Below are 11,726 nucleotides of genomic sequence, written 5' to 3'. Positions count from 1 at the left end.
ACCGGCGGCCCCCCGAAGGGCCCTGCGGGCAGTGACCGACCGCTCGAACAGACGTTGAACCCGGCGAGTCATCCCCAGGGAGCACGCCATGTCCGGACACCGACCGCCCTCCGCCGATTCCGCCGACTCCGCCACGGACGTGGTCCGCTGGGCGGCCTTCAGTTGCGTCCTCGTCCCGGTGGTCCTCGTCTGGTACGGCACCTCGCTCGCCGGCGCCGCCGGCACCGCCCTCGGTCTCGCCGCCGTCACGGCCGTCTGCCGGGTGCTGCTGCGCCAGTCCGAGCGCGGCGCGGCGCGCTTGCTCGCGGAGGAACACGCACCCCATCGTGGCCGTCGTCACAGGACCGGAACGGGGTCTCATCGAGGCGGTCGTCACACCGGGGGAAACTCACCGGTCGCTTGACCGGTTTCCGCGCACGGACCCGTATCTTTTCAGCCAACTTCTCGGCCCCGCGCATCCGTTGCCGGTGACACCCCCCACCCCCCGTTCGACCTGCACGGAAAGGGTCCCGGGGCCCCTTCGCACCCTACGTGGATTGGCCACTGCGACGAGGCGCACTTCCCTGCACGGCCCCTGAGTGCAACGCTTCGTGATCGAATGCTTCACGCCAAGTTGCCATGTCGACAATGTGCCGGTTGCCGAACTGGTCACCCCGGCACCACGGGACACAGTAGATTCGATCTTGACGTCTTACGGCGGGGGACTCGTGCAGGACCGAGGGGAAACGTGCAGGAGCGACACAACCGAGGAGCCGCGACCACCGAGGGGGGCTTAGCAGTATGAGCCACGACTCCACTGCCGCGCCGGAAGCCGCGGCCCGGAAGCTTTCCGGGCGACGCCGCAAGGAGATCGTCGCGGTGCTGCTGTTCAGCGGCGGCCCCATCTTCGAGAGTTCCATACCGCTGTCGGTGTTCGGGATCGACCGCCAGGACGCCGGCGTGCCGCGCTACCGACTGCTGGTGTGCGGCGGCGAGGAAGGCCCACTGCGGACCACAGGGGGCCTGGAACTCACCGCGCCACATGGCCTGGAGGCGATCTCACGGGCGGGCACGGTCGTCGTGCCGGCCTGGCGTTCGATCACCTCACCACCGCCCGAGGAAGCGCTCGACGCACTGCGCCGGGCCCATGAGGAAGGCGCCCGCATCGTCGGGCTGTGCACGGGTGCCTTCGTCCTCGCCGCGGCGGGCCTGCTGGACGGCCGCCCCGCGACCACACACTGGATGTACGCACCGACGCTGGCCAAGCGCTATCCGTCGGTGCACGTGGATCCGAGAGAACTCTTCGTCGACGACGGGGACGTGCTGACCTCCGCCGGCACGGCGGCGGGCATCGACCTCTGTCTCCACATCGTGCGGACGGACCACGGCAACGAGGCGGCGGGCGCGCTGGCCCGGCGTCTGGTCGTGCCCCCGCGCCGGTCGGGCGGTCAGGAGCGCTATCTCGACAGGTCTTTACCTGAGGAGATCGGCGCCGACCCGCTCGCCGAGGTCGTCGCCTGGGCGCTGGAGCACCTCCACGAACAGTTCGACGTGGAGACGCTCGCGGCCAGGGCGTACATGAGCCGTCGTACGTTCGACCGCCGCTTCCGCTCGCTGACCGGGTCGGCCCCGCTCCAGTGGCTGATCACGCAGCGGGTGCTGCAGGCGCAGCGTCTGCTGGAGACGTCGGACTACTCGGTGGACGAGGTCGCGGGCCGCTGCGGCTTCCGTTCGCCGGTGGCGCTGCGCGGGCACTTCCGCCGCCAGCTGGGCTCGTCGCCCGCCGCGTACCGGGCCGCGTACCGCGCGCGCCGGCCGCAGAGCGACAAGCCGGCCGAGGCCGACAGCAGCGGGGCCCCGTCCGGGCCGCCGCCGCTCCTCCACCCGGAGGCCGGTCCGGTCCCGTTGCAGACCCGTCGTACGGCGGCGGCGAGCGCGGTGGGTTCCGGGGCGCAGCTGTCGGCGAGCCTGCCGGGGCAGCGCAGCGGGTCGTAGGGGCGGCGCCCTCGATGACGCCGGTCGGGCATCTCAGCCCGTCCGGCGTTCAGCCGTGCCGTGGCGCCGGTGAGGAGACTGGCTGCACCACCGGTCCTCCCAAACCACGACGCCAGCTTTAGGGTGTTCGCATGAACGATCGCATGGTGTGGATCGACTGCGAGATGACCGGCCTCTCGCTGTCCGACGACGCTCTCATCGAGGTAGCCGCCCTCGTCACCGACTCCGAGCTGAACGTACTCGGCGAAGGAGTGGACATCGTCATCCGCCCGCCGGCCCGGGCGCTGGAGACGATGCCGGAGGTGGTGCGTCAGATGCACACCGCGTCCGGGCTCCTCGACGAGCTGGCCGGCGGCACCACGCTGCCCGAGGCCGAGGAGCAGGTGCTCGCCTACATCCGGGAGCATGTGAAGGAACCCGGCAAGGCCCCCCTGTGCGGCAACTCGGTGGGCACGGACCGCGGCTTCCTCGCCCGGGACATGAAGGAGCTGGAGAGCTACCTCCACTACCGCATCGTCGACGTGTCGTCGGTGAAGGAGCTGGCCCGGCGCTGGTACCCGCGGGCGTACTTCAACAGCCCCGAGAAGAACGGCAACCACCGCGCCCTCGCGGACATCCGTGAGTCCATCGCGGAACTGCGCTACTACCGCGAGGCCATCTTCGTACCGCAGCCCGGACCCGACTCGGACACCGCGCGGACGATCGCCGCGAAGCACGTACTGCCTGCTCAGTAGGCGGGTGAGGGTCCTCTGGAGGGGCGCCGTAAAAGCCGTGCGCGAGCACCCCTTCGGACCCTGTACACTTTTTCTCGGCCGGTAGGGAACACCACAAAGTCCCACGCCGGTCATGGTGGGTGTAGCTCAGCTGGTAGAGCACCTGGTTGTGGTCCAGGATGCCGCGGGTTCGAGTCCCGTCACTCACCCTGGTTGATCAGCCGGTGGCCTCGGAAGAGGTCACCGGCTGATTGCGTTGCGGGCGTTGCTCAGCCCGAACCCGTCCATGTAGTCGCGGACATGGACCAGCAGCCCGTCCCGCACCCGCAGGACCAGCAGCCCCGGCACGGTGAAGGCATCCGCCCCGTCCGGCACCGCCACGACCACTGTGTGCTCGGCGACGATCACCTCCGGGTCCCGGGTCTCGTGGACGACCACGTCCCGGATCTCCGCCACCCGCACGGGACTCGCGCCCCACGCGGCCCGGTATCCCGCGCGGATCTCCTCCCGGCCGGTGTAGCGCGGCGGGAAGCCGGGAGCGGTGAACGGAAACTCGTGCACCGCGTCCCGCGCGTACAGCTCCGCCAGCTCATCCGCCGACTTGTCCCGCATGGCCTGGTGGTAGCGCGCCAGCACCTCACGAGGGCCCAGCACATCGATCACCCCACTCACTCAACGCCTGTTGAGTGAAGGAGCCTAGTGCCGCCCTCGCACTTCGGTCAACGCTTGTAGAGTGAACCGGTGACCGACCATCCGGAACCCGCCCCGACCCGAGCCGATCGCCGCCGGGCCACCCGGGCCCGCATCCTGGACAGCGCCCGTGCCCTGTTCGCCGAGCGCGGGTTCGAGCGGACCACCGTCCGGGCCGTGGCCGCGGCGGCGGGCGTGGACCCGGCGCTGGTCATGCAGCACTTCGGCACGAAACGGGAACTGTTCGCCGAGGCCGTCCAGGCCACCACACCGCCGCCCGCGGGCAGCGACCCGGACGCGCTCGTCGACCAGCTCCTCACCTCGCTGGACATCAAGCTCGGCGGGCTGCCCGACGGCACCCTGGCCAGCCTGCGCTCGATGCTCACCGATCCGGACGCGGCGGATCACGCGCGCCGGGCGCTGGGCGGGCAGATCGACTCCCTCGCCGCCGCGCTGCCCTCCGCCGACGACGCCGAACTGCGCGCCGCGCTGGTCGTCACCGCGATGGTCGGCATCACCATCGGCCACCAGCTCCTCGCCCTGCCCGCCCTCCAGGACGCCCCCGCCGACCGGATCGCCGCGATTCTCCGCCCCGCCTTCAAGTGCCTGACGCAGGAAGCGACTTGAGACGCACCGGCGCGTCCCTCGTACGCCGGGGACCGCACCGGCGCCTAGACTCCCGACGGTGACCGAGCCCGCTCCCGCGCCCACCGGCGCGATCCACACCCCCCGCCTGGACCTCCTGCCCCTGAGCGTGACCCACGCCGAGGAGATGGCCGTCGTCCTCGGGGACCCGGCGCTGCACACGTTCATCGGCGGCGCGCCCCTCTCGCCCGAGGAACTGCGGGAGCGCTACGAACGCCTCGTGGCCGGTTCCCCGCATCCGACCGTCTCCTGGCACAACTGGGTGCTGCGCCACCGCGCGGAAGACCGCCTCATCGGCACCGTCCAGGCCACGGTCACCGGCCACCGCGAGGCCGAGATCGCCTGGATCGTCGGCACCCCCTGGCAGGGCCACGGCTACGCCGCCGAAGCCGCCCGCGCCCTGGTCACCTGGCTGATCCGGCACTACGTCCGCACGATCACCGCCCACATCCACCCCACCCACACCGCGTCAGCGGCAGTGGCGAGAGCGGCGGGTCTGTCCCCGACGGAGGAGGAACAGGAGGGCGAGACCGTGTGGCGGTTGGCACTAGGGGGCTGAGGGGGCGCGGCTCCGGACAACCGGCCGTCGTTCAGGTGCGGGCGTCCCGCTGGTCGACTTCCTTCAACACCGCGGCGACGGTCACGAAGTCGTTGTCCGCATGAAGCACCGTGTGACCGTGATGAACCGCGGTGGCGCACACCAGGAGATCGACGGCGCCCGCGGCACGATGCTGCCCGTACTGCGTGAGCTTGTACTGAGCCGCGTCGCCCCAGCGCCACGCACCCTTCGGAACCGGCGAGAGATGGCACATGGCGTCCAACTCGTCGGCCAGGTCGTCCCGGTGGGCCGGCCCCGTGGCGGAGCAGAGGAACTCGGTACGCGTGAGCTCACAGATATGGAAGGCGCCTGCGGCGAGGTGCCCCTCCCAGGCCCTCAGAGCGCCAGGGGTCCGGAAGAGGTACCACAGCGCCGAGGTGTCCAGAAGGTACGTGATCACTCGAAGGCCGCCCGACGCACGCGCTTGGCGTCGTCGTGGGCCGCGGCCGCCGCGTCGAACTCGCCGCGCTCGCCCCGCGCCGCCAGCTTCTCGGCGGCTTCGAGACGTCTGACGCGCGCCACATAGTCCCGCAGGGCCGCGTTGACCGTGTCCTTCTTGGTCGTGGACCCCATGAGCCGCATCGCCTCGGCGAGCGCCTCGTCATCCAGATCGATCTGGGTCACGCTCATCTCGCCCACCTCCATGTCCGCGATGTACATAGGAAGTGTATGTCACCAACATTCCGCGTGCTATGACGAAGCCCGCTCCACCAGCTCCGTCACCAGCACCACCTGTCGCCGGTCCAGTTCCCTGGAGGCCGTCGGCCTGCGGTCCGCGATCTCGGTCAGGAGGAGGTTGATCATGTGGCGGCCCATCTCCGCGATGGGCTGGCGGACGCTGGTGAGGGGCGGCTCCATGTGGCGGGCTATCGCGGAGTCGTCGTAGCCGACGAGGGCGACGTCGTCGGGGATGCGGCGGCCCGCCTCGCGGAGGGCCTGGCGGGCGCCGGCCGCCGTGACGTCGGAGGCGGCGAAGACCGCGTCGATGTCGGGGCAGCGGGACAGCAGCGCCGCCATCGCCCGGGTGCCGCCCTCCTCGGTGAAGTCGCCCGCCTCGATCAGGGCCTCGTCCACCGTCTGCCCCGCGTCCCGCAGGGCGTCGCGGTAGCCGTCGACGCGGCGCTGGGCGCCGTACACGTCGAGGCGGCCGGTGATGTGGGCGATGCGGTGGTGGCCGCGGGACAGCAGGTGCTCGACGGCCTGGCGGGCGCCGCCGTAGTTGTCCGAGTCGACCGAGGGCAGCGTCTCCAGCGCCGAGCGCGGGCCGCTGATCACCGCCGGGATCTCCAGCTGGGACAGCAGGTCGGGCAGCGGGTCGTCGGCGTGCACCGAGACCAGCAGGACACCGTCGACCCGGTGCGCGGCCAGGTACTGGGCGAGCCGGCGGCGCTCCTTGTCGTTGCCCGCGAAGATCAGCAGCAACTGCATCTCGGTGTCGGCCAGTTCCGCCGCGACGCCCTTCAGCATGTCCGAGAAGTAGGGCTCCGCGAAGAAGCGGGTCTCCGGCTCGGGGACGACCAGCGCGATCGCGTCCGTGCGGTTCGCCGCGAGCGCGCGGGCCGCCGTGTTCGGGACGTACCCGAGCTCCGCGACCGCGGCCTCCACCGCCGCCCGGGTCGCGTCACTGACCCGCGGCGAGCCGTTGATCACCCGGGAGACCGTGCCCCGCCCGACACCGGCGCGTGCGGCCACCTCTTCGAGGGTGGGTCGGCCACCGCTCCGAGCTCGCGCCCCGTGGCTTGCCATGTGGCTCCGCCTCCCGCCGTCGAACCTGTGTTGGCCTGGAATCTAACAGCCGTGATCGCACCCCGATCCCGCGGCGAACACCTCGCTCCGGACGCGAGGGGGACCTGCCCTCCGCTTCCGCTTCGGTTCCGCTTGCCGGAACACTGTGCGTTCAGACTTGCACGCAGCACTGTGTACGGGGAGTTCGCGAAGGCAACATCGGACACCCCCGCGGTCGCGCGGACGGCCTTCACACCAAGGACGCCGCCCGCGTACCGGACACATCGCATACGAACAGATCAGCCTCCCCCGTTCAGCGAAAGAAAAGTCTCGAAGCGATATCGCCCTGTCCGTGCCCTTGACACCCCCGCCAAGACCGACGACTCTTCAACTCATCACTGGTGGGAGCGCTCCCACAGTACCTGACACATACACATCCCGCACGTTCCCCGCCCGAGCCGCCGCGAGAACTAACGGGCCCAACAATGCAGTTGGCCGGGGGGTCGGCACGTCAGGGCAACAGGAGGACTCAATGCGAGCACGTACCCGAACCGCCCGTCGCAGGGTGGTGGTCCTGGCGGCCGTGGCGTCGCTGGGCGCCGGGCTGCTGGCCGGCTGTGCCGACGACGGCAACGACGACAGCAACGAGTCGTCGGGCGGTGGCGGCGGCAAGACCACGATCACCCTCGGCCTCTTCGGCACCGCCGGCTTCAAGGAGTCCGGCCTGTACAAGGAGTACGAGAAGCTCCACCCCAACATCCACATCGAGCAGACGGTCGTCGAGCGCAACGAGAACTACTACCCCGCGCTCATCAACCACCTCACCACCAACAGTGGTCTCCAGGACATCCAGATGGTCGAGGTCGGCAACATCGCCGAGGTCGTCCAGACCCAGTCCGACAAGCTGCTCGACCTGTCGAAGTACGGCAAGGAAAGCGACTACCTGGACTGGAAGTGGAAGCAGGCCACCACCTCCGGCGGCCAGACCATCGGCGTCGGCACGGACGTCGGCCCGATGGCCATCTGCTACCGCACGGACCTGTTCAAGGCCGCCGGTCTGCCCACCGACCGCGAGGAAGTCGGCAAGCTGTGGGCGGGCAGCTGGGACAAGCTCGTCGACGTCGGCAAGCAGTACCAGAAGAAGGCCAAGGGCACGACCTTCCTGGACTCCCCCGGCGGTCTGCTGCAGGCCATCCTCAGCAGTGAGACCGAGCGGTTCTACGACTCCTCCGGCAAGGTCATCTACAAGACCAACCCGGCTGTGAAGTCCGCCTTCGACCTCACCGCCGAGGCCGCCGAGGCCGGACTCGTCGGCAACCAGACGCAGTTCCAGCCCGCCTGGGACACCACCATCGCCAACAGCAAGTTCGCGGCGATGTCCTGCCCGCCGTGGATGCTCGGCTACATCAAGGGCAAGTCGAAGGCCGACGCCAAGGGCAAGTGGGACGTCGCCCAGGCGCCGAAGTCCGGCAACTGGGGCGGTTCCTTCCTGACCGTGCCCAAGTCCGGCAAGAACACCGAGGAGGCCGCCAAGCTCGCCGCCTGGCTGACCGCCCCGGAGCAGCAGGCCAAGCTCTTCGCCGTCCAGGGCAGCTTCCCGAGCACCCCGGCCGCGTACGACTCGGACGCGGTGAAGAGCGCGAAGAACGACATGACCGGTGACGCGCCGATCGGCACGATCTTCGCCGAGGCCGCCAAGAACATCCCCGTGCAGACGATCGGCCCGAAGGACCAGATCATCCAGCAGGGCCTGACCGACAACGGTGTGGTCCTGGTGACCCAGGGCAAGTCGCCCAAGGAAGCCTGGGACAACGCCGTGAAGACCATCGACAACAACCTGGACCAGTGACCCGTATGACCACTGGGCACGACACCGCCGCCGCGTCCCCCACCAAGGAGGGGGGCGCGGCCCCGGCCCGCCCGCCCGCGGAGTCCGCGGCCGAGGAGCGCCGGCGGGCCCGGCTGTCCCGCCGCTGGCAGCGGGACGTGCGCTGGAGCCCGTACGCCTTCGTCTCGCCGTTCTTCCTGCTGTTCCTGGCGTTCGGCCTGTTCCCGCTGATCTACACCGGGTGGGCCTCGCTGCACCAGGTGGAGCTGACCTCGCCCACCGACATGAACTGGGTGGGCTTCCGGAACTACACGCGGATCTTCGACGACGACTTCTTCTGGAACGCGGCGAAGAACACGCTGACCATCGGGATCATCTCGACGGTGCCGCAGCTGCTGATGGCGATGGGCCTCGCGCACATCCTCAACTACAAGCTGCGCGGCTCGACCTTCTACCGGGTCGCCATGCTCGCGCCGTACGCGACGTCGATCGCCGCCGCCTCGCTCGTCTTCGTCCTGCTCTTCGGCCGTGACTACGGCATGATCAACTGGGCGCTGAACCACGTCGGCATCGACAACATCGACTGGCAGAACGACAAGTGGCCGTCGCAGATCGCGGTGTCCTCGATCGTCATCTGGCGGTGGACCGGCTACAACGCGCTGATCTACCTGGCCGCGATGCAGGCGATCCCGCAGGACCTGTACGAGTCCGCGGCCCTGGACGGGGCCAGCCGCTGGCAGCAGTTCTTCCACGTCACGCTGCCGTCGCTGCGGCCGACGATCCTGTTCACCGTGGTCGTCTCGACCATCGGCGCCTCCCAGCTCTTCGGTGAGCCGCTGCTGTTCGACGCGAACAAGGGTGCCTCGGGCGGCGCACAGCACCAGTTCCAGACGCTCGGCCTGTATCTGTACGAGCAGGGCTGGGTCAACCAGCACCTGGGCCGCGCCTCCGCGATCGCCTGGACGATGTTCCTGATCCTCATCGTGGTCGGGATCGTCAACTACGTCATCTCGCGCCGGCTGCGCGCCAGTAGTTAGGAGAACCGGCCGTGACGACGACACTCACCAAACCGCCGGCCGACGAGGTCAAGCGCCCCCGGCGCCCCCGCTCGGCCCGCGCGGGCGGCACCCTGCACGCCGGTCCGATCGCGTACGTCATCCTCGCCCTGTTCACGATCGGCTCGCTGTTCCCACTGGTGTGGACGGCGATCGCCGCGTCCCGCGACAACCAGCGCCTCGCGCAGAACCCGCCGCCGCTGTGGTTCGGCGGGGGCCTGTTCGACAAGCTGGAGATCGCCTGGAACGACGCCAACCTGGGCGAGGCGTTCATCAACACCACGTTCGTGGCGGGGGTTTCGGCGATCACCATCGTCATCCTGTCGACGATCGCCGGGTTCGCCTTCGCCAAGCTGCGCTTCAAGGGCCGTAACGCCCTGATGCTGATCGTGATCGGCACGATGATGGTGCCGCCGCAGCTGAGCGTGATCCCGCTGTACATGATGGTCGCCAAGCTCGACTGGTCCGACCAGCTCCAGGCGGTGATCCTGCCCTCGCTGGTCAGCGCGTTCGGCGTGTTCTTCATGCGGCAGTACCTGCTCCAGGCGCTGCCGGACGAGATCATCGAGGCGGCCAGGGTGGACGGCGCGAGCAGCTGGCGGGTCATCTGGCACGTGGTGTTCCCGGCGGCGCGGCCCGCGATGGCCGTGCTCGGGATGCTGATGTTCGTGCAGACCTGGAACGACTTCCTGTGGCCGTTCCTGGTGCTGACCCAGAACGGCAACCCGACCGTGCAGGTCGCGGTCGCGGGCCTGGGGCGCGGCTACACGCCCGACCAGTCCCTGATCATGGCGGGCGCGCTGCTCGGCACGCTGCCGCTGCTGGTGGTCTTCGCGATCTTCGGCAAGCAGATCGTCGGCGGCATCATGCAGGGCGCCGTCAAGGGCTGACCCGCTGTTCTTCTCGGGGGCCGGGTCACCGCCGCCTCGGCCCCTCTCCTTCCCCCTCATCTACCCGTCGGTCTCCACGACCTCCAATGGGAGCGCTTCCATGCCTGAACCCGCAACGCCGGCGACCCCGGTGACCTTTCCTCCCGCCTTCCTCTGGGGCGCCGCGACCTCCGCGTACCAGATCGAGGGGGCGGCGCGGGAGGACGGCCGTACGCCCTCGATCTGGGACACCTTCAGCCACACGCCCGGCAAGACCGCGGGCGGCGAGCACGGTGACATCGCTGTCGACCACTACCACCGCTACCGCGACGACGTGGCGATGATGGCGGACATCGGGCTCAACGCGTACCGCTTCTCCATCTCCTGGTCCCGTGTCCAGCCGACCGGACGCGGCCCAGCGGTCCAGCGCGGCCTGGACTTCTACCGCAAGCTGGTCGACGAGCTGCTGTCGAAGGGCATAAAGCCCGCCGTCACGCTCTACCACTGGGATCTGCCGCAGGAGCTGGAGGACGCGGGCGGCTGGCCGGAGCGGGACACGGCGTACCGGTTCGCGGAGTACGCGCAGATCGTCGGCGAGGCGCTCGGCGACCGGGTGGAGCAGTGGATCACCCTCAACGAGCCCTGGTGCAGCGCCTTCCTGGGCTACGCGTCCGGCGTCCACGCGCCCGGCCGCACCGACCCGGCGGCCTCCCTCAAGGCCGCCCACCACCTCAACCTGGCGCACGGGCTGGGCGCTTCGGCCCTGCGCGCGGCGATGCCGGCCCGCAACTCGGTCGCGGTGAGCCTCAACTCGTCGGTGGTCAGGCCGCTTTCGCAGGACCCGGCCGACCTGGCCGCCGTCCGCAAGATCGACGACCTGGCCAACGGGATCTTCCACGGCCCGATCCTGCACGGGGCGTACCCGGAGTCGCTGTTCGCGGCGACCGAGCTGCTCACCGACTGGTCCTACGTCCAGGACGGCGACCTCGCCCTGATCAACCAGCCGTTGGACGCGCTGGGCCTGAACTACTACACGCCGACGCTGGTCTCGGCGGCCGACCCGGAGGCCGCCGCCCCGCGCGCCGACGGCCACGGCTCCAGCGACCACTCCCCCTGGCCGGCCGCGGACGACGTCGCCTTCCACCAGACGCCGGGCGAGCGCACGGAGATGGGCTGGACGATCGACCCGACCGGCCTGCACGACCTGATCATGCGCTACTCGCGCGAGGCCCCGGGTCTGCCGCTGTACGTCACGGAGAACGGCGCGGCCTACGACGACAAGCCCGACCCCGACGGCCGCGTCCACGACCCGGAGCGGATCGCCTACCTCCACGGCCACCTGCGCGCGGTCCGCCGGGCCATCGCCGAGGGCGCGGACGTGCGCGGCTACTTCCTGTGGTCCCTGATGGACAACTTCGAGTGGGCGTACGGCTACGAGAAGCGCTTCGGCGCGGTGTACGTCGACTACACGACCCTCGCGCGGACGCCGAAGTCGAGCGCCCTGTGGTACGGGCAGGCGGCCCGGACGGGGACGCTGCCGCCGGTCGCGGAGATCTGAGCCACCGCTGAGATGGGGGAGCGGGAGAGGGGCGCGGCATCCGAGGGGGATGCCGCGCCCCGCTTTTCTCG

The 11,726-nt window shown here is 70.0% G+C and carries 13 protein-coding genes and 1 tRNA gene; 10 read left to right on the top strand and 4 right to left on the bottom strand.

Translation table 11 applies throughout. The features are described 5' to 3' along the window. The first annotated feature begins 88 nt into the window (after positions 1 to 88). The 4 genes from IQ210_RS01325 (at position 89) to IQ210_RS01310 (ending at position 2,896) form a co-directional block, all read left to right on the top strand. Entirely contained in the window at positions 89 to 403 is a 315-nt protein-coding gene (locus tag IQ210_RS01325) for a hypothetical protein (RefSeq protein WP_194075833.1), read from the top strand. Between the two features lie 377 nt (positions 404 to 780). After that, complete coding sequence (locus IQ210_RS01320) at positions 781 to 1,974, top strand: helix-turn-helix domain-containing protein (RefSeq protein WP_194075831.1); 1,194 nt, start codon at positions 781 to 783, stop codon at positions 1,972 to 1,974. A 131-nt stretch (positions 1,975 to 2,105) separates the two neighbouring features. Beyond that, a complete protein-coding gene (gene orn / locus IQ210_RS01315) occupies positions 2,106 to 2,708 on the top strand; it encodes an oligoribonuclease (protein WP_194075828.1) in 603 nt (200 codons plus the stop codon). Between the two features lie 115 nt (positions 2,709 to 2,823). Next, positions 2,824 to 2,896, top strand: a tRNA-His gene (locus IQ210_RS01310). 31 nt (positions 2,897 to 2,927) lie between these two features. On the opposite strand, the gene IQ210_RS01305 is transcribed toward IQ210_RS01310, so the two are convergent. After that, positions 2,928 to 3,350 carry a nuclear transport factor 2 family protein gene (locus tag IQ210_RS01305; protein WP_322656294.1) on the bottom strand — a complete coding sequence of 141 codons (423 nt, stop codon included), beginning with the start codon at positions 3,348 to 3,350 and terminating at the stop codon, positions 2,928 to 2,930. A gap of 78 nt (positions 3,351 to 3,428) precedes the next feature. On the opposite strand from IQ210_RS01305, the gene IQ210_RS01300 reads away from it, so the two are divergent. Further along, complete coding sequence (locus tag IQ210_RS01300; protein ID WP_194075826.1) at positions 3,429 to 4,004, top strand: TetR/AcrR family transcriptional regulator; 576 nt, start codon at positions 3,429 to 3,431, stop codon at positions 4,002 to 4,004. Positions 4,005 to 4,062: 58 nt separating this feature from the next. Next, on the top strand, positions 4,063 to 4,581 hold the full coding sequence (locus IQ210_RS01295) for a GNAT family N-acetyltransferase (protein WP_322656293.1): 519 nt from the start codon (positions 4,063 to 4,065) through the stop codon (positions 4,579 to 4,581). Between the two features lie 31 nt (positions 4,582 to 4,612). Here the strand turns inward: IQ210_RS01295 and IQ210_RS01290 are convergent, their stop codons facing one another. From IQ210_RS01290 to IQ210_RS01280, 3 genes are read right to left on the bottom strand one after another with little or no spacing between them, the layout of a single operon-like run. Continuing rightward, entirely contained in the window at positions 4,613 to 5,020 is a 408-nt protein-coding gene (locus tag IQ210_RS01290) for a PIN domain-containing protein (RefSeq protein WP_194075824.1), read from the bottom strand. Then, entirely contained in the window at positions 5,017 to 5,250 is a 234-nt protein-coding gene (locus IQ210_RS01285) for a type II toxin-antitoxin system VapB family antitoxin (RefSeq protein ID WP_194077026.1), read from the bottom strand. Before IQ210_RS01285 ends, IQ210_RS01290 begins: the two co-directional genes overlap by 4 nt. 60 nt (positions 5,251 to 5,310) lie before the next feature. After that, positions 5,311 to 6,366 carry a LacI family DNA-binding transcriptional regulator gene (locus IQ210_RS01280; RefSeq protein WP_194075812.1) on the bottom strand — a complete coding sequence of 352 codons (1,056 nt, stop codon included), beginning with the start codon at positions 6,364 to 6,366 and terminating at the stop codon, positions 5,311 to 5,313. Between the two features lie 511 nt (positions 6,367 to 6,877). Between IQ210_RS01280 and IQ210_RS01275 the strand changes: the two genes are divergently transcribed. The 4 genes from IQ210_RS01275 to IQ210_RS01260 all read left to right on the top strand — a co-directional run bounded on the left by IQ210_RS01275 (position 6,878) and on the right by IQ210_RS01260 (position 11,655). Further along, positions 6,878 to 8,194 (top strand): ABC transporter substrate-binding protein, encoded by a 1,317-nt coding sequence (locus IQ210_RS01275; RefSeq protein ID WP_194075810.1) that lies wholly within the window; start codon positions 6,878 to 6,880, stop codon positions 8,192 to 8,194. A gap of 5 nt (positions 8,195 to 8,199) precedes the next feature. Then, a complete protein-coding gene (locus tag IQ210_RS01270) occupies positions 8,200 to 9,210 on the top strand; it encodes a carbohydrate ABC transporter permease (protein ID WP_194075808.1) in 1,011 nt (336 codons plus the stop codon). Between the two features lie 11 nt (positions 9,211 to 9,221). Continuing rightward, positions 9,222 to 10,118 carry a carbohydrate ABC transporter permease gene (locus IQ210_RS01265; protein ID WP_194075806.1) on the top strand — a complete coding sequence of 299 codons (897 nt, stop codon included), beginning with the start codon at positions 9,222 to 9,224 and terminating at the stop codon, positions 10,116 to 10,118. 100 nt (positions 10,119 to 10,218) lie between these two features. Next, positions 10,219 to 11,655: a GH1 family beta-glucosidase gene (locus IQ210_RS01260; RefSeq protein WP_194075803.1), complete on the top strand. Its 1,437-nt coding sequence runs from the start codon at positions 10,219 to 10,221 to the stop codon at positions 11,653 to 11,655. Positions 11,656 to 11,726 lie beyond the last annotated feature (71 nt).

The sequence above is a fragment of the Streptomyces justiciae genome, from assembly GCF_015163075.1.
GTDB lineage: Bacteria > Actinomycetota > Actinomycetes > Streptomycetales > Streptomycetaceae > Streptomyces > Streptomyces justiciae.
The sequence above is the reverse complement of the archived record's forward strand: the minus strand, read 5'-3'. Positions and strand labels throughout refer to the sequence as shown.